Raw genomic sequence first — 19,720 nt, 5'->3', positions numbered from 1 at the left:
CGTAAAGACAGAGGCTTGCAATATCTCGGCCGGGTCGGTCGCGGTTGTGGATGCAGCCATTGACACGAGAGCCGCGGCGCGGCAGTGTCCGCCGGTCAGGGTCTTCCGGGCCGCAGGGTCCGGAGGCTAAGAGGGAAGCCGGTGCGATTGTCCCAACACGGGACACAAAGCCGGCGCTGCCCCCGCAACTGTGAACGGTGAGCGATCGTCGATAAGGGCCACTGGCGCGCAAGCGCCGGGAAGGCGAGACGGTCGCGAGGATCCGCAAGCCAGGAGACCTGCCCTGACGCCTGTAACGTCCATGGGCGGGGTGTCCCTGTGGTGCGCTTGCTTCCGTCCAAGGCGGTATCCGGCATGCGTGCGTCTGGTCATCCCCCAATTTGAAATTGGGGATTATTCGTGTTGGCAATCAACGAAACCTTCGCCTCCGGCCGAACCGAGCCGGAATCCGTCTTCATCGCCTGGCTTTTATGGCAACCGCAGGGCGCGGACCTCGCCGGCGAGGCGCTGAAGGAAGTTCGCAAGCTCTCCCGCTATGAATCCCGCCATCCGGATATTCGCCGGTTGCGCGATCTCTTCGCCTCGCTGGCGGGACTTGAGGGGGCGTTGCATTGACGATTGTTTTCGCAGAGAACACATAAACAAATATTGACATAAACATATCTTTATGTGATTTCCGGCATTCTTGAAATGTCCGGAGGTCTTTGTCATGGCTGGTTCGCAACTGGAAACCCTGTTCGGCCCCGTGCTGCCGGCGCGCGACGGACGGGAAATCCTGTCCGCGCTCGCGGCGGCGGCGCGTGAGCGCATCCTGGTGCTCGACGGTGCGATGGGCACCGAGATCCAGACGCTCCAGCTCGGAGAAACGGATTTCCGCGGCAGCCGCTTCGGTGATTGCGCCTGCCATCAGCAGGGCAATAACGATCTCCTGACGCTTACCCAGCCGGGGGCGATCGAGGACATCCACTACCGCTATGCGCTGGCCGGCGCCGACATCCTGGAGACCAATACCTTCTCCTCCACCACCATCGCCCAGGCCGACTACGGCATGGAGGACATGGTCTACGAACTCAACCGCGACGGTGCGCGCCTTGCCCGCCGCGCCGGGCTGCGGGCAACCGAGAAGGACGGCAAGCGCCGCTTCGTCGCCGGTGCGCTCGGCCCGACCAACCGCACCGCCTCGCTTTCGCCCGACGTCAACAATCCCGGCTATCGCGCCGTCACCTTCGACGATCTGAGGATCGCCTATGCCGAACAGTTGCGCGGCCTCATCGACGGCGGCGCGGATATCATCCTGATCGAGACGATCTTCGATACGCTGAACGCCAAGGCCGCGATCTTCGCCACCCAGGAGGTCTTCGCGGAGAAGAACATCCAGCTGCCGGTGATGATCTCGGGCACGATCACCGACCTTTCAGGCCGCACCCTTTCCGGCCAGACGCCGGAAGCCTTCTGGAATTCGGTGCGCCATGCCGCTCCCTTTTCCATCGGCCTCAACTGTGCGCTCGGCGCCAATGCGATGCGCGCCCATCTCGCCGAGATCGCGCGCGTCGCCGATACCTTCGTCTGCGCCTATCCGAACGCCGGCCTGCCGAACGCCTTCGGGCGATATGACGAGAACCCGGAGGAAATGGCCGCGCAGATCGAGGGTTTCATGCGCGACGGGCTCGTCAATATCGTCGGCGGCTGCTGCGGATCGACGCCGGACCATATCCGGGCCATCGCCGAGGCGGCCGCGCACCACAAGCCGCGGGCAATCCCCGACATCCCGCGCCATATGCGGCTTTCCGGCCTTGAGCCTTTCACGCTGACCGACGCCATTCCCTTCGTGAACGTCGGGGAGCGCACCAATGTCACCGGCTCGGCGCGGTTCCGCAAGCTGATCACCGCAGGCGACTACGCCGCCGCTCTCGACGTGGCGCGCGACCAGGTGGCCAACGGCGCGCAGGTCATCGACATCAATATGGACGAGGGCCTGATCGATTCGGCGAAGGTCATGACGGAATTCCTCAATCTCGTCGCCGCCGAGCCGGATATCGCCCGGGTTCCGGTGATGATCGACAGTTCCAAATGGGAGGTGATCGAGGCGGGGCTGAAATGCGTGCAGGGCAAGGCGCTGGTCAATTCCATCTCGCTGAAGGAGGGCGAGGAGGCCTTTCTTCACCATGCCAGGCTGGTGCGCGCCTATGGCGCCGCCGTCGTCGTCATGGCCTTCGACGAGACGGGACAGGCCGACACGAAGGCGCGCAAGGTGGAAATCTGCACCCGCGCCTACAAGCTGCTGACCGAAGTCGCCGGCCTTGCGCCGGAGGACATCATCTTCGATCCGAATATCTTCGCCGTCGCGACGGGTATCGAGGAGCATGACAATTACGGCGTCGACTTCATCGAGGCGACCCGGGAGATCACCGCCAGCCTGCCGCATGTCCATGTGTCGGGCGGCGTGTCCAATCTTTCCTTCTCCTTCCGCGGCAACGAGCCGGTGCGGGAAGCCATGCATGCCGTCTTTCTCTACCATGCCATTCAGGCGGGCATGGACATGGGCATCGTCAACGCCGGCCAGCTCGCCGTCTACGACACGATCGAGCCGGACCTGCGCGAGGCCTGCGAGGACGTGGTGCTGAACCGTCCGCCGAAAGCCAGCGGCACGGCGACCGAGCGTCTTCTGGAGATTGCCGAGCGCTTCCGGGGCGCCGGCGGCAAGGAGGCCCGGGAGCGGGATCTCGCCTGGCGCGACTGGCCGGTGGAAAAGCGGCTGGAGCATGCGCTCGTCAACGGCATCACCGAATTCGTCGAAAGCGATACGGAGGAGGCTCGCCAGAGTGCCGCGCGGCCGCTGCATGTCATCGAAGGCCCGCTGATGGCGGGGATGAACGTCGTCGGCGACCTCTTCGGCGCCGGCAAGATGTTCCTGCCGCAGGTGGTGAAATCGGCAAGGGTGATGAAGAAGGCTGTCGCCGTGCTGCTGCCCTATATGGAAGCCGAGAAGCTTGCCAATGGCGGCAGCGGCGAGCGCGAAAGCGCCGGAAAGATCCTGATGGCGACCGTCAAGGGCGATGTCCACGATATCGGCAAGAACATCGTCGGCGTGGTGCTGGCCTGCAACAACTACGAGATCATCGATCTCGGCGTGATGGTGCCGGCGGCCCGGATACTGGAGACCGCCCGGGCGGAGAAGGTCGATATCATCGGCCTTTCGGGCCTCATCACGCCGTCGCTCGACGAGATGGCCCATGTCGCGTCCGAAATGGAGCGTGAAGGTTTCGACATCCCGCTGCTGATCGGCGGGGCGACGACGAGCCGCGTGCATACGGCGGTCAAGATCCATCCGCGCTACGAACGGGGCCAGGCGGTCTATGTCACCGACGCCAGCCGCGCCGTCGGCGTGGTGGGCAGCTTGCTCTCCTCCGAGATGAAGCCCGGCTATATCGAAACGTTGAAGGCGGACTATCGAAAGGTGGCGGACGCCCATGCCCGCCACGAGGCGGAAAAGCAGCGGTTGCCGATCGCCCGCGCCCGCGAGAACGCCTTCAGGGCGGATTGGCCGGCCTATGTCCCGAAGACACCGTCCTTCCTCGGCACCCGCGTCTGGCAGGACTGGGATCTGGCCGAGATCGCCCGCTATATCGACTGGACGCCCTTCTTCCAGACCTGGGAAATGAAGGGTGTCTATCCGCGGATCCTCGACGATGAAAAACAGGGCGCCGTCGCCCGCCAGCTCTTCGACGACGCGCAGGCGATGCTGGAGAAGATCATCGCGGAAAAGTGGTTCACCCCGAAGGCCGTCGTCGGCTTCTGGCCTGCCGCCGCAGTCGGTGACGATATCCGGCTTTTCACCGACGAAACACGAAACGCCGAGCTTGCCACCTTCTTCACGCTGCGCCAGCAGCTTTCCAGGCGCGACGGCCGGCCGAACCTTGCGATGTCCGACTTCGTCGCGCCCCTCGACAGCGGCAAGGCGGATTATCTCGGCGGCTTCGTCGTTACGGCGGGCATCGGCGAGATCGCCATCGCCGAACGTTTCGAGCGGGCGAACGACGATTATTCCTCGATCCTCGTCAAGGCGCTGGCCGACCGCTTCGCCGAGGCGTTTGCGGAAAGGATGCACGAATATGTGCGCAAGGAACTGTGGGGCTACGCGCCGGACGAGAACTTCTCGCCGACCGACCTCATCGGCGAACCCTATGCCGGTATCCGCCCTGCGCCGGGCTACCCGGCCCAGCCCGACCACACCGAAAAGGAAACCCTTTTCCGCCTGCTCGACGCGGAGCGGGCCATTGACGTGCGGCTGACGGAGGGCTTTTCCATGTGGCCGGGCTCCTCGGTCTCCGGCCTCTACATCGCTTCGCCGGAAAGCTATTATTTCGGCGTCGCCAAGGTCGAGCGCGACCAGGTGGAGGACTATGCGCGCCGCAAGGGCATGGCGGTCGCCGAGGTCGAGCGCTGGCTCGGACCGGTCCTCAATTACATGCCGGTCCAGAACGTCGCCGCCTGATTCCGTCTCAGGCGGTCGCCAGACTGAGGTAGACGACCATGCCGTAGCTGGCCGCCACCAGCGCGGCAAGCGATGCGACGACGGCGGCCGTGACGCGTGCGCCGGCCTCCATGACCTTGCGGAGATCGATGCCGAGGCCGAGCGCCGCCATGGAGACGACCGTCAGGACCGTCGACAGCAGGCTTATGTGTCCGGCCAGCTCAGGGCCGATCAGGCCGGCGCTGCGGATCGACAGCGTCACGAGGAAGCCGACGATGAACCAGGGCACGAGCCGATGCAACGCCGGCCGCCGGCCGCTGCGCGCGCCGGCGGCAAGCGACAGGACCACGATGACCGGCCCCAGCATCAACACCCGCACCAGCTTGACGAAAGTGCCGATCTGCACGCTCAGCGGCGAGACCGGGGCGGTCGCGGCCAGTACCTGCGGCACCGCATAGACCGTCATGCCGGCCATGATCCCGTAGCCGGTCGCCGACAGGCCGAGCAGCGGCACCAGCAGCGGCAGCAACAGGACGGTCGCAATGCCGAGCGCGGCGGTGAAGGCGATCGAGGAGGCGACCGCATCGGCATCGGCGCGGATGACCGGGGCGGTGGCGGCGATGGCGGAATTGCCGCAGATCGCGTTGCCGCAGGCGACCAGTATCGCCACATGCGGCGAAAGGCCGAGACAGCGTCCGATCACGTAGCTGAAGACGAGCACCAGGGCGACGACGGCGGCGATCGCCGCAACGAGAGACAGGCCGAGCGCCGTGATCGCCGCCGCGCTGACGCCCGCCCCGAGAAGAACGATGGCGACCTCCAGGAAATATTTCGCCGAAAAGGCGATGCCGGGATCGAAGGCGCCCGGCTCGCGCAGGGCGAGGCGAACCAGCGCGCCGATGAGAATGGCGAGTACCAGCGCCTCGATCCAGGCCTCGCCGGCCAGCCGGCGTTCGATCCATTCGGCAGCCAGCGCCGCCACCGAAACGAGGCACGAGAGGACGATGCCGGGCAGGAGTGCGCGTATTTCGAAGAATGCCGTTTTGTGAGCCGTTTTTTCCATGTGGCGACGATAGCGTCGAAAAAATGTTCGATCCATCGACAAATATGATACGTTTCGTTCGATTGGATCGAATGAATGATGACTCTGGAACAGTTGCGGATTTTTGTCGCCGTCGCCGAGCGCGAGCATCTGACGCGCGCCGCCGCGGCGCTGCATCTCACGCCTTCGGCGGTCAGTTCCGCCATCCGGCTGCTGGAGGAACGCTCCGGCATATCGCTCTTTCACCGCACCGGCCGGCGGATCGAGCTGACGGAAATCGGCCGCGCCTTTCTTTCCGAGGCCCGGGAAACGCTGACGCGGGTGGAAAGTGCGGAACTTTTCCTGACGGAAACGAGCGAACTGAAGCGCGGCACGCTGTCGCTTGCCGCCAGCCAGACGATCGCCAGTTACTGGCTGCCGCCGTTCCTGCTCCGCTTTCGCGCGCGTTATCCGGCTATCGAGTTGCGTTTCGCCGCCAGCAATACGGAACAGGTGGCCGAGGCGGTGCGCGCCGGACGCGCCGAACTGGGGTTTGTCGAAGGTGCGATCGACCATCCGGCGCTTGCCGCCCGCACCGTCGCCCATGACCGGGTGGTGATCGTGGCCGCTCCCGGCCATGCGCTTTCCGGCCGGCCGGTCGCCACGCCCGATCTGACGGGCGCGCGCTGGGTGCTGCGCGAGCCGGGTTCGGGGACGCGGGGCGCGCTGATCTCGGCGCTGGCCGCCGGCGGCCTGCCGGAAACGGCGCTCGACGTCGCCCTGTCGCTGCCGACCAATGAGGCGGTGCGCCACGCCGTCGCGGAAGGCGGCGTTCTCGCCGCAATTTCCGAGCTGGTGGTGCGTGACGATCTTGCGAGCGGGCGGCTGGTGCGCATCGCCTTCGATCTGCCGGAGCGCACATTCCTGCTCCTGCACCACAAGGAACGCTATCGCGCCCGTGCCGCGCTGGCCTTCGAGGCGCTGCTCGACGAGGCCTCGTGACATTTCTTCCGGCCTGCAACCCTCGAAGCGGTTCCTGAAAGGGATCATCGAATGCTATCGTCGCAAAAGAAAGCGAAGGGCGGCCGGATCGGCCGGCCATTTCAGGGGCGGAGGCAGGCATGTCGGCGGAGAAAGTGGCGATCATTACGGCGGGTGGCAGCGGCATGGGCGCGGCCGCAGCCCGGCGGCTTGCGGCGGATGGATACAGCGTGGCGATCCTCTCCTCCTCCGGCAAGGGCGAGGCGCTGGCGAAGGAACTCGGCGGCCTCGGCGTCACGGGCTCCAACCAGTCGAACGACGACCTGAAACGCCTCGTCGACGCGACGCTCGAACGCTTTGGCCGCATCGACGCTCTCGTCAACAGCGCCGGCCACGGTCCGCGCGCCCAGATCGTGGAGATCACCGACGAGGACTGGGCGAGGGGCATGGACGTCTACCTGATGAACGTCATCCGTCCGGTGCGTCTCGTCGCCCCGGTGATGCAGCAGCAGCAGGCGGGCGCGATCGTCAATATCTCGACCGCCTGGGCCTTCGAGCCGAGCGCCATGTTCCCGACCTCCGCCGTCTTTCGTGCGGGGCTTGCCGCCTATACGAAACTTTTCGCGGATAGCTACGCGGGCGACAACGTGCGCATGAACAACGTGCTGCCCGGCTGGATCGACAGCCTGCCGGCAACCGAGGAGCGGCGCGAGAACGTGCCGATGAAGCGCTATGGCACGAGCGCGGAAGTGGCCGCCACGGTCGCCTTTCTGCTCTCCGAGGGGGCGGGTTATATCACCGGCCAGAATCTGCGCGTCGACGGCGGCCTGATGCGGTCGGTCTGAGGAAAGGCGCCGTCCGCAAGGATCCGTCATCGTTCGTTTCTGGCCAGTGGCCGGCGCATTTTCGCCGATCCCCCGCCATGTCCGGTGGTTGCGGCGCACAATCTTTCGCCAGAAATAGGCCTAAGTTTGCGCTTGCACCTTGCAACACCATGCTGAAGAGTGGCGCTCATTCGTTATGCCGGGGGGAGGGACGTGACGACACTGCCCTGGAACAATCTCAGCAAGCGCGAGCGACAGGTGCTGGAAGGCGCATTCTGGTCGCACGACAGTTCGCGCCAGGGCCTTGCCGCAGCCCTCGGCTTTTCCCGCAGCAAGGCGAACGGGCTGGTTTCCGAACTCGTCGAACAGGGGCTGATCGAGGAAACCGGACGGCGGCCGTCCACCGGCGGCAGACGCCCGGAAGCCCTTCGGCTGCACCGTGACCTCGGGCTCGTGGCGGGCGTCGACATCGATGCCACCAGCCTCGATATCGCGCTTCTCAAGCCGGATATGACCGTCGTCGCCCGCCAGAGCGAGGTGATCGACGTCCGGGACGGGCCGGGGCCGGTGCTCGCCCGGGTGCGGACCTGCCTCAAGACCCTGTCGCGCGACCATGCGGCCACCGGCCCGCTGCTTGCCGTCGGCATGGGCGTGCCGGGGCCGGTGAATTTCGGCATGAGCCAGCTCGTCAATCCGCCCCTCATGCCGGGATGGGACAGCTTTCCGATCCGCGATTACATGCGCGACGTCGCTCCCGCACCCTGCTATGTCGACAACGACGTCAACCTGATGGCGCTCGGGGCATTGTGGCGCCAGCGCCGGCAGCACCGCAATTTCCTCGTGGTGAAGATCGGAACGGGCATCGGCTGCGGCGTCATCTGCAACGGCGATATCTATCGCGGCCAGACCGGCTCGGCCGGCGATATCGGCCATATCTGCGTCGATGAGACCGGACCGCTTTGCACCTGCGGCAATCGTGGCTGCGTGGAGGCGATGGCCGCCGGACCGGCCATTGTCGCAATGGCCGGCACGGCGGTCGAAAATGGCGAAAGCCCGTTTCTCGGCGACTGGCTGGCGCGTCACGGATCGCTGGGGATCGAGGCGATCGGCGCGGCGAGCCGCGCCGGCGATGCGGCGGCCGAAAGGATCATTGCCCGCGCGGGTGCGCTGATCGGCCAGATGCTGGCCTCGGTCGTGAATTTCTTCAATCCGTCGCATGTCTTTCTCGGCGGCGGCGTCGCCGATCTGGGGCCGCTGCTGTTTGCCGCCATCCGCCAGCGGGTGCACCGGCGCTCGCCGGCGCTTTCGATCCGCCATCTGGAAATCTCGGCCCTGCCTTTCGTCGCGGATGCGGGCCTGATCGGCGCGGGGGTGCTGGCGATCCGCGAATCCTTGCGCGATGGGGAGATATGCCAATGACAAGCCAGGCTGGCGAAAGTCGGGTGACGCCCGGCCTTGCCGTTTCATTCGAAAATGTGGTGAAGGACTTCGGTACGGTTCGGGTGCTGCATGGCATCAGCTTCGATCTGGAGCCCGGCAAGGTCTACGGTCTCCTGGGGGAGAACGGCGCCGGCAAGTCGACATTGATGAAGATCCTCGGGGGCTACCAGCCGCAGACCTCCGGCGTGCTGCGCATCAATGGCCGGCCGGTGTCCTTTTCCAGCTCCCGCGACGCCGAGGCCGAGGGTGTGGTGCTGATTCACCAGGAATTCAACCTGGCGGACGATCTCAGCATTTCCGACAATATCTTCCTCGGCCACGAGAAGAAGCGCGGCTTCCTGCTCGACAATGCGGCGATGCATGCCGAAGCCGGGAGGGTCTTGCGCAAGGTCGGCCTGACCGTCGATCCGGCCGTAAAGATTAGCCGGCTCATCGTTGCCGAAAAACAGCTTGTCGAGATCGCCAAGGCGCTGGCGCGCAACGCCCGCCTGCTGATCATGGACGAGCCGACGGCGACGCTCACCCCCTCCGAGACCAGCCGGCTGTTCAGGCTGATCGAGGAGATGCGCGCCGATGGCGTCACCATCATCTATATCTCGCACAAGCTGGACGAGGTGGAGCGCATCACCGATGAGGTCATCGTCCTGCGCGACGGCCGCTTCGTCGGCCGCTCGCAGACGAGGGACATCACCCGCCGGCAGATGGCCAACATGATGATCGGGCGCGAGGTGACCGACCTCTTTCCCGAGCGCGCGCCGGTGCCGCAGGAAACCGCGCCGATATTCCGCGTCACCGATTTCACGGTGCCGGGCTGGGCGGAAAAGCTCAGCTTCGAGGTCCGGCCGGGAGAAATCCTCGGCTTTGCCGGGCTGGTCGGCGCGGGACGGACGGAGTTGTTCGAAGGCATCCTCGGCCTGCGCAAGGCCTCCGGGAAGGTGGAGATCGCCGGAAAACCCGTTGTTTTCCGTTCGCCGCGCGCCGCCGCCGATCACGGCCTCACCTATCTGAGCGAGGATCGCAAGGGCAAGGGCCTGCATATCGATTTCACGCTGCGCGAAAACCTGACGCTGATGGCGCTGAAACGCTATGTCCGCCCGCTTCTCGATCCCGCCGCCGAACAGCGCGCGCTGGAGGAGGCGGTGAAGGAATACGGCATCCGCACCGGCAGCCTGCGCAACAAGGCCTCGGCGCTTTCCGGCGGCAACCAGCAGAAGCTGGCGCTTGCAAAGGTGCTGCATCCCGAACCGAAGGTCGTGGTGCTGGACGAGCCGACGCGCGGCGTCGATATCGGCGCCAAGCGCGACATCTATTTCCTGATCGCCCGGCTGGCCGCACAGGGGCTGGCGGTGATCGTAATTTCATCGGAACTGCTCGAATTGATCGGTCTTGCGCATCGCGTCGTGGTGATGCGGGCCGGACGCTTCTCCGCCGAGGTGGACGGGGCGCATCTGACCGAGCAGGACCTGATCGCTCATGCAACGGGGACCGCCAATGTCGACGCCTGAACCCTCCCGATCCGATGCGAACGAAGCCGTACGCCCGCGCGAGACGGGGCATGCATCCTGGCAGGAACGTATCCAGAGTTACGGCCCGCTTGCCGGTCTCATCCTGCTCTGCCTCGTCGGCACCTGGCTCAACAGCGATTTCGCGACGCCGGACAATCTTCTGAACGTCCTGACGCGGACCGCCTTCATCGGCATCATTGCCGTCGGCATGTGTTTCGTCATCATTTCCGGCGGTATCGACCTGTCGGTGGGCTCCATGGCGGCGCTGATCGCCGGTTGCGTCATCATGCTGATCAACTGGGCGGGCGCGGCCATCGGTTCGCCGCTTCTCGCCGTACTGCTCGGGGCTGCGGCGGCGATCCTGCTCGGCGCCTTCCTCGGAATGATCCATGGTCTGCTGATCACGCGCGGACGCATCGAGCCTTTCATCGTGACGCTCGGCACGCTCGGCATCTATCGCGCCTATCTGACCTATTTCTCCGGCGGCGGCGCGATCACCCTCGACAATGCGCTCGCCGATCTCTACGCGCCGGTCTATTACGGCTATTTCCTCGGCATCCCGATCCCCGTCTGGGTCTTCCTCTGCGTGGCGGTCGCCGGCGGCGTGATCCTTAACCGCACGGCCTTCGGCCGCTACGTGCAGGCGATCGGCTCCAACGAGCAGGTGGCACGCTATGCCGCCGTCGATGTCGACGGGGTGAAGCTCAAGACCTATGCGCTGCTCGGCGCCTGCGTCGGCGTGGCGACGCTGCTCTATGTGCCGCGCCTCGGCTCGGCCTCGCCGACCACCGGCCTGCTCTGGGAGCTGGAGGCGATCGCCGCCGTCATCGTCGGCGGCACGGCGCTGAAGGGCGGGGCCGGATCGATCGCCGGCACGGTGATCGGCGCGATCCTGCTGTCCGTCATCAGCAATATCCTGAACCTGACCAGCATCATCAGCGTCTATCTGAATGCGGCGGTGCAGGGTTTCGTCATCATCGCCGTCGCGCTGCTGCAACGCAGCCGACGGACGTGATAACCACAGCAACCAAGAGGGAGTGAGAAGAATGCAATCGATGACCAGACGTTTCATGCTGCAAGCCACGGTGGCGGCGGCGGCGCTGATCGCCCTGCCGGCCATGGCCGAGGAGCAGGTCCATCTCGGCGTGTCCATTCCGGCGGCGACGCACAGCTTCATGGGCGGCGTCAACTACTGGACGGAACAGGCCAAGAAAGATCTCGAAGCCGCGCATCCGGATCTGAAGATCACCGTCAAGACCGCCGCCAATGCGACGGAACAGGCCGACCAGTTGCGCGACCTGTCGACCGTGTCGAAGATCAACGCGCTCGTCGTCTTCCCGTTCGAATCGGCCGCGCTCACCAAGCCGGTCGCCGATGTGAAGGACAAGGGAGCCTATATCACTGTCGTCGACCGGGGCCTGACCGATCCGTCGATCCAGGACGCCTATGTTTCGGGTGACAACACGGCCTTCGGCCGGATCCCGGCCGAATATATCGCCAAGGAACTCGGCGGCAAGGGCAATGTCGTGGCGCTGCGCGGCATCGCCACGACGCTCGACAACGAGCGGATGGGCGCGTTCGAGGACGTGCTGAAGCAGCATCCGGACATCACGCTGCTCGACGCGCAATACGCCAACTGGAACCGCGACGACGCCTATAAGGTCACGCAGGACTTCCTGACGCGCTTCAAGGAGATCGACGCGTTCTGGGCGGCCGACGACGACATGGCCTTCGGCGCCATCCGGGCGATCGACCAGGCCGACCGCAAGGACATCAAGATCATCTTCGGCGGCGCCGGCGCGAAGGACATGGTCAAGGTCATCCTCGACGGGAGCGATCCGCGCATCCAGGCGAACGTCAGCTATTCGCCGAAGTTCATCTACGACGCGATCAAGATGACGGCGGAAGCGCGTCTCAAGGGCGAGAGACTGCCGGAAAACAACATCATCCCCTCGGTGCTGATCGACAAGGACAACGCCAAGGACTTCTATTTCCCGGATTCGCCGTTCTGATCCCGGAGACGATCTGAATACGAACGCCGCCGGCAAGCCGGCGGCGTTCGTTTTCCCGACCGTGGGATATGCGCGATGCCGTCGGGATCAGTCGGCGCTGAGGGCGGCGGCCGGTTGCAGGTGCGAGGCGTGGCGCGCCGGCAGGTAGCCGAAGATCAGGCCGGTGAGGAACGAACAGGCGAAGGCGAGCGCCACCGGTCCCGGCGTGAAGCTCACGGGCATGCCGAAGGCCGCGGCGGCATAGCCGACGGCAAAGCCGAGAACGACGCCGATCGCTCCGCCGATCGCCGATACGACCAGCGCCTCGATGATGAATTGGACAAGAATATCGCGCCGGCGCGCGCCGGTCGCCATGCGCACGCCGATCTCCCGCGTGCGCTCGCGCACGCTGACCAGCATGATGTTCATGACGCCGATGCCGCCCACCAGCAGCGAGATCGCGGCAACCGAGCCGAGAAAGACCTTCATCGTGTTGGACGTGGCCGTGAAGGCCTCGCGCACGGAGGACATATTGGTGATCTGCGTGTCCTGTTTCCTGTGCCGTTCGTCGAGCAACGACTGGATCGCATCCTGCGTCTGGTCGATGGCGGCGGCATCCTCCACCTGGATTGTGATGGTGCGCACGTTGCGCTGGCCGAAGAGGCGCAGCCCCCCGGTCGACAGCGGCACGAGGATCGTGTCGTCCTGGTCGCTGCCGCCGGCGGTGGCGCCCATCTCGCCCATGACGCCGATGACCTGGAAGGGAATCTTGTCGACGAGGACATATTGGCCAAGCGGATTGTCACCGTTCGGAAAGAGCGTTCTGGCCACGGTCTGGCCGAGCACGGCGACCGGCGCATGATGATCCATGTCGTCGGCATTGATGAACTCCCCGGCCGCGACCGGCCAGGATTTCGCCAGCGGGAATTGCGGCACGGTGCCGTTGGCGGAGGTCTGATAGTCGATATTGCCGTAACGCACCGTCACGGTGCTGGTCATTTCCGGCACCGCGAAGGCGACGTTCGGCAATTCGAGGATCGCGTCCGCATCGGCAGGGATGAGCGTGACGGGCATCGTGCCGCCGCCCCGGAAATTCGCCATGCTCGGCCGGACGAGCAGCAGGTCGGAGCCCATGGCGGAGATGCGGTCGAGCACGGAGTTCTGCGCGCCGGTGCCGATCGCCAGCATCGCCACGACGGAGCCGACGCCGATGACGATGCCAAGCAGCGTCAGGACCGTGCGGAAGAAATTGGCGTGAAGCGCGCGGAAAGCCATGCGGACCGCTTCGGATATGTCGGCGAGCGCCGCCGCCCCCTCGCTGCCCGCCGGATCCTTCGCCGCCGGTTGCCCGGAAACGTCGCGCGGCTTGCGGACGCGGTCGGAACAGATGCGCCCGTCGCGGATCTCGATCAGCCGGTCCGCCTCCTCGGCCACTTCCTGCGAGTGGGTGATCAGGATGATCGTGTGGCCTTCGCGATGCATGTTGCGCAGCAACGCCATCACTTCCTTGCCGCTCTGGCTGTCGAGCGCGCCGGTCGGCTCGTCGGCCAGAATGACGCGGCCGCCGTTCATCAGCGCGCGGGCGATGGACACGCGCTGCTGCTGGCCGCCCGAAAGCTGGTTCGGCCGATGGTCGAGGCGGTCCCCGAGGTTGAGGGAGGTGAGCAGCGCCTCGGCGCGCTCCTGCCGCTCCTGCGCCGGCATGCCCGCATAGATGGCCGGAACCTCGACATTCTCCCGGGCGCTTGCCGTCGGAATGAGGTTGTAGCTCTGGAAGACGAAGCCGAAGGTTCGCCGGCGAAGGGCCGCCAGCTCGTCGCCGTCAAATCCGGCCACCGGCTCCCCGTCGAGAAGGTATTCGCCGCCCGTCGGGCGGTCGAGACAGCCCAGAATGTTCATCAACGTCGACTTGCCCGAGCCGGACTGGCCGATGATGGCCACGAATTCGCCTGCGTCGATATCGAGCGACACATCGTGCAGTACCTCGACGGCGTAGCCGTCGTTGAAGAAGGTCTTGCCGACGCTCCTGAGTGAAATCAACGGACTCATGGCGGCCTCAGAACATGCGCGGCATACGCATGCCGCGTTGCGAGCGGTTGCCGCCGCGCTCGGAGGCATCGGTGCCGGGGGTGGCGACGACGCGCTCGCCTTCGGAAAGGCCGCTGCGGATTTCCGTGTTGACGCGGTTGCGGATGCCGGTCTCGACGCTGCGGGTCTCGGTCGCGCCGCTGGCGGAGACGACCGTCACCTCGGCCTTTCCGTCACGGCCGCCCGCGCGGATCGCGCCGCTCGGCACCAGCAGGACGTCCTGTGCCGCCTGTTCGACGAAGAACACCTGGGCGCTCATCGACATCATGAGTTCGCCGTCGGGATTGGGCACGTCGAACAGCGCATTATAGAGCACGACATTGTTCTCGGTCGTCGGTAGCGGCTGAATCTGCCGCAGTTTGCCGGTGAAGCGCTTGCCGGGCTGGCCAAGCAGCGTGAAATAGGCGTCCATTCCGACCTTGAGCCGGCCGACATCGGCCTCCGAAACCTCCGCGCGCACGGTCATCGTCGACAGGTCGGCGATGGTGACGATGGTGGGTGCGGTCTGGTTGGCGTTGAGCGTCTGGCCTTCCTTGACGGGATTGTCGACGATGGTGCCGGCCATTGGCGCATAGATCTTGGTATAGCCGAGATCGACCTCGTCGCCGGCGAGCGTCGCCTGCTGCTTGCGGATCTGTGCATCCACGGCCTGCACGTCGGCCTCGGCGGTCGAGAGATCGGCGACCGCCTGGTCGAGTGCCGATTGTGCCGCGGTATTGCCGGCGACGAGGCTGCGCTGACGTTCGAGATTTGCCTGTTTGAAGGTGAGTTGCGCCCGTTTCGATGCGAGCTGCGCCTGAAGATAGGCAAGCTCCGCCCGGTTGATCTCCATACGGTTTTCGATCGTCGCGGGATCGATTTCGGCGATCAGTTCGTCGCGCGCGACCTGATCGCCGATCTCCACATGCAGCGCCTTGAGCTGGCCGGAGACCTGGGCGCCGGTGTCGACCGAATTGACGGCTTCCAGCATGCCGACGGCGGTGACGGCGTTCTCGATGTCGCCGCGCACCACCGCCTGGGTGATGAGGGCGGTCGTGGCCGTCGCCGGGGCGTAGGCGGTCCAGCCGTAATAGGCGGCCCCGGCCAGGCCGGCAACCAGCGGCAGAAGGATCCAGAGCCGCCGCGAGCGCTTCTTGCGGCGCGCGGGCGGTGGCGTGCCGGGAATGAAGGTCACGTTGGACCCGGAGTCTTCCGATGCCGGTGCTTTCTGTCTCGCGGTTCCTGCCGTTTCGTTCATTGTCGTTCCATTCGTCTCATTCGGCCCGCACTTCGGGCTCCTGTCACAAATGACATTCCGGGACCTTCTCGGGAAGCCTTTGGGATCATTATATTTTCGTAATATTTGACGAGATGCAGATTGGCGGGGCCCCGCTGAACCGGGGCTGAACGGATCCCGCCCGGCGGCCGATCGCCTTCAGGCTCGCGTAGGAAGGCCGGCCCGGCGCGCCACCTGGCGTTCGATCGCCGAAAGCCCGTCATAGATCAGGATGGCGAGCATTCCGACGATCAGGCCTCCCTGCAAGACGAAGGCCATGTTGTTCGATTGCAGGCCGGCGATGATGATCTCGCCAAGCGTTTTCGCCGCCACCGTCGAGCCGATGGTCGCGGTGGCGAGGCTGATGACCACCGAAAGCCGGATGCCGGCGAGGATCAGCGGCAGGGCGAGCGGCAGTTCGACGCGCCACAGCCGCTGCCGGCCGGTCATGCCGGCGCCGCGCGCCGCCTCGATCACCGCGGGCGGCAGGGTCGTAAGTCCCGTCAGCGTATTCTCGAAGATCGGCAGCAATCCGTAGAGAAAGAGGGCGATCAGCGTCGGCTTTTCCCCGAAGCCCAGCACGGGCACGGCGAGCGCCAGCACGGCGACCGGCGGAAAGGTCTGGCCGATATTGGCAAGGCTTCGGGACAGCGGCAGGAATTCCGCGCCGGCCGGCCGCGTGGCCAGAATGGCCATGGCCATGGCGACGACGGTCGCGCCGGCCGTCGCAAGCGCGACGGTGCGAAGATGCAGCAGCGTCAGCATCAGAAGATCGCCCTGGCTGTAGATAGCCGGGGCATTGTCCTGCACCAGCGGCCGGAACACCGGTTCGAAGCCGTGTGGCGCGACCAGAAAGGCGACAAGGACGGCGAGCGTCGATCCACGCAGGATGGCGGCGGCCGAAATCCTCATGGCGACCCCGCCGCCCGGCGCGACAGTTCCTCAAGCGTCACCCTGCCGAGGATGCCGCCCGCCTCGTCGGCGACCGGGGCCGCCTTGCGACCCGTCCACAGGAGATGGGCAAGCGCATCCCGCTGGCTGGTGGCCTGTGGCAGCGGCTCTCCTTCCGCTGCGCCGGGCTCCACCGCCGTTGCGACGCTTTCGATCGCCAGCAGCCGGAACGGCCGTTCGCCGAGCCCGATCATCGCCTGCACGAATTCGGTCGCCGGCCGCTTCAGGAGATCGACCGGCGCGCCATATTGGACCAGAGCGCCCTTGTCCATCACGGCGATGCGATCGGCAAGGTTGAAGGCTTCGCTCATGTCGTGGGTGACGAGCACGATCGTCGTGCCGAGCAGCTTCCGGATTTCCAGCAGGTCGGCCTGCGCCTTGGCGCGGATGATCGGGTCGAGCGCGCCGAAGGGCTCGTCCATCAGCAGCACGTTGGGTTCGGCGGCCAGCGCCCGCGCCACGCCGACGCGCTGCTGCTGGCCACCGGAAAGCTCGTGCGGAAACCGTGTGGAAAACAGCGCCGGGTCGAGCTGGAACAGTTGCATCAGTTCCGCCACCTTCGCCCGGATGCGTGCGCCGTCCCAGCCGAGCAACTGGGGGACGGTCGCGATATTCTCCGCCACCGTGCGGTGCGGGAACAGGCCGTCGCCCTGGATCGCGTAACCGATGCGCCGGCGCAGCTCGAAGCCCGGCATGCCGTGATTGTCTTCGCCGTCGAGACGGATCGACCCCGATGTCGGCTCCACCAGCCGGTTGATCATCCGCAGCAGCGTCGTCTTGCCGGATCCCGAGGTGCCGACGATGACGGTGAGTGTGCGCGGCTCTATCGTCATGGTGACATGATCGACGACCGTACGGCCGTCGTAGCATTTGGTGATGTCGTCGATTTCGATCATGCGATTTTGTTCCGGTTGAAGACCGGGGCCTTCATTTCGATGGCGGCGTCGAGGATGACGGCGGCGGCGAAGGCGAGCACTACCGTCGGCAGCGCGCCCAGAAGTACGAGGTCCATGGCCATCTGGCCGATGCCCTGGAAGACGAAGACGCCGAACCCGCCGCCGCCGATCAGGGCGGCGATGGTCGCAAGCCCGATGTTCTGGACCAGCACGATGCGGATGGCGGTGAGGATGACGGGGGTGGCGAGCGGGAGTTCGATCCGCAACAGCCGCTGCGTGCCGGTCATGCCGACACCGCGCGCCGCCTCGTTGACTTCCCGGGCGACGCCGGCCAGCCCGGCCACCGTATTGGCCGTCACCGGCAGCAGCGAATAGAGAAACAGCGCCACGAAGGCGGGGGCTGCGCCGATACCGCGAATGCCCAGCGCATAGGCACCGGGTACATGGACGGCGATCCAGCCGAGCGGGGCGATCAGGAGGCCGAAAAGCGCGATCGAGGGGATGGTCTGGATCAGGTTGAGAACGTTCAGCACGCCGGCGCGCAGCCGCTTTACCCGATGACAGAGGATGCCGAGCGGCAGGCCCGCCACCACCGCGGCCAGAAGCGAGCCGAGCGCCAGCGTGACATGCTTTCCGGCCTCCTGCCAGAAGACGTCGGCGCGGCCGGCATATTCCTTCAGGATCGAGAGATTGTCCCACAGGCCGGAGAGCAGAACTGCACCGACGGCGGCCAGCACGGCCGCAAGCAAGAGCAGCCGTATCCACGGCGGCGGCCCGAGGCGGGCGATCGCATCGGCGGCAAGCAGCGCGAAAGCCGACAGCAGGATCCAGACGCCGGATCCGGGCGCCACGCGGGCGTAGCTGTCGCCATCCGGCGTGAGGAACCGCGCCGACAGGCCGATCGAGACGGCGAGCGCGCAGAGCGCAAGTCCGGCGGCCGCCAGCCGCAGCGATACGGGCAGGCGCAGGAGCGCCATGCAGGCAACCGCCGCCAGAACGATGGCGAGACCGGCGGCGGCGGCCGGCGGCAGCGCTTCGATGAGGGATCGCGCCTCGCCCGGCACGATCCGGTTGGCGCGAAAAATCGCGAAGGGTGCGACAAGGCCGCCATAGGCGACCATCAGGGCGATGACGGCGCCGAGCTTGTCGATCCGGATGGTCAACGGATGCCTCCAGCCTGGTGACGGCCTTGTCTCCCGAAGGTCGCCGCCGAAATGTCGGCCTATTCCAGAAGGCCGTTCTTCTTCAGGAAGTCGTCGGCGACGGCGCCGGCCGGCTCGCCGCCGACCTGCACGCGGCCGTTCAGTTCCTGCAAGGTGACGAGATCGAGCTTCTCGAAGACCGGTTTCAGCAAGGCCTCGATCTGCGGATGCGCCTTGAGCACCGTCTCGCGGATGATCGGCGCGGGCTGGTAGACGGGTTGCACCGCCTTGTCGTCCTCCAGCACCACGAGGCCGGACGGGGCGATGCCGCCATCGGTGCCGTAGACCATGGCGGCGTTGACGCCGTTGGTCTGGTTGGCGGCGGCGGCGATCGTCGCGGCGGTATCGCCGCCCGACAGGGTGATCAATTGCTCCGGCTTCAGTTCGAAGCCATAGGTCTTCTGGAAGGCCGGCAGGGCGGCTGCCGAATTGACGAATTCCGACGAGGCGGCCAGCACGACCTCGCCGCCTTGCGACACATAGGCGGCGAAATCGCTGAAGGTCTTGATGCCGTTGGCCTCGGCCACATCCTTGCGCAGGGCGATCGCCCAGGTGTTGTTGGCGGGCGACGGCGTCAGCCAGACGATCTTGTTTGTCTCGTAATCGAGCTTTCTTGCCTCCTCGTAGGCGGCGGCGGCATCCTTCCAGAGCGGATCGTCGGCCTTTTCGAAGAAGAAGGCGGCATTGCCGGTATACTCAGGATAGATATCGATCTCGCCGGCGGTGATCGCCTTGCGAACGACCGGCGTCGCGCCGAGCTGTACCCGATCCGTCGTGGCGATGTCGTTGGCATTGAGCACGGAAAGGATGATATGGCCGAGGACGCCGCCTTCCGTGTCGATCTTCGAGGAGACGACGACCTGGGCTGCGGCCGAGGCTGCCGACAGGACGAGGGCGAGGGCGGTGGCGATGAAAAGTCTGTTGGGTCGCACGGCTGAATTCCCTTTGAAACGGCGTCAGGTTTCCCGCGACCGGCCATGTTTTGCGCGGGGTGTGACCGGCCATATATGGCGATGCGCCAAGAAGCCTAGGGCAGGGCGCGGAAGAAGTGGCGGCCACCGTCAGTTTTTCATCGAACCGCCGCCCGGGCAA

General features: G+C 65.7%; 15 protein-coding genes and 1 riboswitch. Of the genes, 8 read left to right on the top strand and 7 right to left on the bottom strand.

The window, feature by feature from the left end; translation table 11 throughout:
- Nucleotides 1–81 precede the first annotated feature (81 nt).
- A riboswitch (cobalamin riboswitch) is annotated at nt 82–300 on the top strand.
- A 102-nt stretch (nt 301–402) separates the two neighbouring features.
- Both KYK29_RS18625 and metH read left to right on the top strand, forming a co-directional pair.
- Nucleotides 403–615 (top strand): hypothetical protein, encoded by a 213-nt coding sequence (locus tag KYK29_RS18625; RefSeq protein ID WP_254692392.1) that lies wholly within the window; start codon nt 403–405, stop codon nt 613–615.
- A 94-nt stretch (nt 616–709) separates the two neighbouring features.
- Nucleotides 710–4,495 (top strand): methionine synthase, encoded by a 3,786-nt coding sequence (metH, locus tag KYK29_RS18620; protein WP_254692391.1) that lies wholly within the window; start codon nt 710–712, stop codon nt 4,493–4,495.
- A 7-nt stretch (nt 4,496–4,502) separates the two neighbouring features.
- On the opposite strand, the gene KYK29_RS18615 is transcribed toward metH, so the two are convergent.
- Nucleotides 4,503–5,537, bottom strand: a complete 1,035-nt coding sequence (locus KYK29_RS18615) for a YeiH family protein (protein ID WP_254692390.1) — start codon at nt 5,535–5,537, stop codon at nt 4,503–4,505.
- A 78-nt stretch (nt 5,538–5,615) separates the two neighbouring features.
- On the opposite strand from KYK29_RS18615, the gene KYK29_RS18610 reads away from it, so the two are divergent.
- The 6 genes from KYK29_RS18610 to KYK29_RS18585 all read left to right on the top strand — a co-directional run bounded on the left by KYK29_RS18610 (nt 5,616) and on the right by KYK29_RS18585 (nt 12,257).
- Nucleotides 5,616–6,497 carry a LysR substrate-binding domain-containing protein gene (locus tag KYK29_RS18610; RefSeq protein ID WP_254692456.1) on the top strand — a complete coding sequence of 294 codons (882 nt, stop codon included), beginning with the start codon at nt 5,616–5,618 and terminating at the stop codon, nt 6,495–6,497.
- A gap of 119 nt (nt 6,498–6,616) precedes the next feature.
- Nucleotides 6,617–7,321 carry an SDR family oxidoreductase gene (locus tag KYK29_RS18605; RefSeq protein WP_254692389.1) on the top strand — a complete coding sequence of 235 codons (705 nt, stop codon included), beginning with the start codon at nt 6,617–6,619 and terminating at the stop codon, nt 7,319–7,321.
- 192 nt (nt 7,322–7,513) lie between these two features.
- Nucleotides 7,514–8,719 (top strand): ROK family transcriptional regulator, encoded by a 1,206-nt coding sequence (locus KYK29_RS18600; protein WP_254692388.1) that lies wholly within the window; start codon nt 7,514–7,516, stop codon nt 8,717–8,719.
- The gene (locus tag KYK29_RS18595) at nt 8,716–10,245 is read left to right on the top strand and encodes a sugar ABC transporter ATP-binding protein (RefSeq protein WP_254692387.1); all 1,530 of its coding nucleotides are present in this window, start codon (nt 8,716–8,718) and stop codon (nt 10,243–10,245) included. The genes KYK29_RS18600 and KYK29_RS18595 overlap by 4 nt, the downstream gene beginning before the upstream one ends.
- Nucleotides 10,232–11,260 (top strand): ABC transporter permease, encoded by a 1,029-nt coding sequence (locus tag KYK29_RS18590; RefSeq protein WP_254692386.1) that lies wholly within the window; start codon nt 10,232–10,234, stop codon nt 11,258–11,260. The genes KYK29_RS18595 and KYK29_RS18590 overlap by 14 nt, the downstream gene beginning before the upstream one ends.
- A 40-nt stretch (nt 11,261–11,300) precedes the next feature.
- Nucleotides 11,301–12,257, top strand: a complete 957-nt coding sequence (locus KYK29_RS18585; RefSeq protein WP_254692385.1) for a substrate-binding domain-containing protein — start codon at nt 11,301–11,303, stop codon at nt 12,255–12,257.
- 87 nt (nt 12,258–12,344) lie between these two features.
- Here the strand turns inward: KYK29_RS18585 and KYK29_RS18580 are convergent, their stop codons facing one another.
- The 6 genes from KYK29_RS18580 to osmF form a co-directional block, all read right to left on the bottom strand.
- Nucleotides 12,345–14,285, bottom strand: coding sequence for a MacB family efflux pump subunit (locus tag KYK29_RS18580; RefSeq protein WP_254692384.1), 1,941 nt, complete (start codon nt 14,283–14,285; stop codon nt 12,345–12,347).
- 7 nt (nt 14,286–14,292) lie between these two features.
- The gene (locus KYK29_RS18575) at nt 14,293–15,561 is read right to left on the bottom strand and encodes an efflux RND transporter periplasmic adaptor subunit (RefSeq protein WP_254692383.1); all 1,269 of its coding nucleotides are present in this window, start codon (nt 15,559–15,561) and stop codon (nt 14,293–14,295) included.
- A gap of 177 nt (nt 15,562–15,738) precedes the next feature.
- The gene (locus tag KYK29_RS18570; protein ID WP_254692382.1) at nt 15,739–16,491 is read right to left on the bottom strand and encodes an ABC transporter permease; all 753 of its coding nucleotides are present in this window, start codon (nt 16,489–16,491) and stop codon (nt 15,739–15,741) included.
- Nucleotides 16,488–17,426, bottom strand: a complete 939-nt coding sequence (locus KYK29_RS18565) for an ABC transporter ATP-binding protein (RefSeq protein ID WP_254692381.1) — start codon at nt 17,424–17,426, stop codon at nt 16,488–16,490. Before KYK29_RS18565 ends, KYK29_RS18570 begins: the two co-directional genes overlap by 4 nt.
- Nucleotides 17,423–18,589: an ABC transporter permease gene (locus KYK29_RS18560; protein ID WP_437437274.1), complete on the bottom strand. Its 1,167-nt coding sequence runs from the start codon at nt 18,587–18,589 to the stop codon at nt 17,423–17,425. Before KYK29_RS18560 ends, KYK29_RS18565 begins: the two co-directional genes overlap by 4 nt.
- A gap of 59 nt (nt 18,590–18,648) precedes the next feature.
- Nucleotides 18,649–19,560, bottom strand: a complete 912-nt coding sequence (osmF, locus tag KYK29_RS18555; RefSeq protein WP_437437273.1) for a glycine betaine ABC transporter substrate-binding protein OsmF — start codon at nt 19,558–19,560, stop codon at nt 18,649–18,651.
- Nucleotides 19,561–19,720: the final 160 nt, after the last annotated feature.

Source organism: Shinella daejeonensis (genome assembly GCF_024281235.1).
Classification (GTDB): domain Bacteria; phylum Pseudomonadota; class Alphaproteobacteria; order Rhizobiales; family Rhizobiaceae; genus Shinella; species Shinella daejeonensis.
This window is presented reverse-complemented; position numbering and strand designations above follow the sequence as displayed.

What these genes read in the sequence shown, in the direction of transcription:
- metH (WP_254692391.1), top strand. Translation starts at nt 710, where the DNA reads ATGGCTGGTTCGCAACTGGAAACCCTGTTCGGCCCCGTGCTGCCGGCG.
- KYK29_RS18615 (WP_254692390.1), bottom strand. Translation starts at nt 5,537, where the DNA reads ATGGAAAAAACGGCTCACAAAACGGCATTCTTCGAAATACGCGCACTC.
- KYK29_RS18610 (WP_254692456.1), top strand. Translation starts at nt 5,616, where the DNA reads ATGACTCTGGAACAGTTGCGGATTTTTGTCGCCGTCGCCGAGCGCGAG.
- KYK29_RS18605 (WP_254692389.1), top strand. Translation starts at nt 6,617, where the DNA reads ATGTCGGCGGAGAAAGTGGCGATCATTACGGCGGGTGGCAGCGGCATG.
- KYK29_RS18595 (WP_254692387.1), top strand. Translation starts at nt 8,716, where the DNA reads ATGACAAGCCAGGCTGGCGAAAGTCGGGTGACGCCCGGCCTTGCCGTT.
- KYK29_RS18590 (WP_254692386.1), top strand. Translation starts at nt 10,232, where the DNA reads ATGTCGACGCCTGAACCCTCCCGATCCGATGCGAACGAAGCCGTACGC.
- KYK29_RS18585 (WP_254692385.1), top strand. Translation starts at nt 11,301, where the DNA reads ATGACCAGACGTTTCATGCTGCAAGCCACGGTGGCGGCGGCGGCGCTG.
- KYK29_RS18580 (WP_254692384.1), bottom strand. Translation starts at nt 14,285, where the DNA reads ATGAGTCCGTTGATTTCACTCAGGAGCGTCGGCAAGACCTTCTTCAAC.
- KYK29_RS18575 (WP_254692383.1), bottom strand. Translation starts at nt 15,561, where the DNA reads ATGAACGAAACGGCAGGAACCGCGAGACAGAAAGCACCGGCATCGGAA.
- KYK29_RS18570 (WP_254692382.1), bottom strand. Translation starts at nt 16,491, where the DNA reads ATGAGGATTTCGGCCGCCGCCATCCTGCGTGGATCGACGCTCGCCGTC.
- KYK29_RS18565 (WP_254692381.1), bottom strand. Translation starts at nt 17,426, where the DNA reads ATGATCGAAATCGACGACATCACCAAATGCTACGACGGCCGTACGGTC.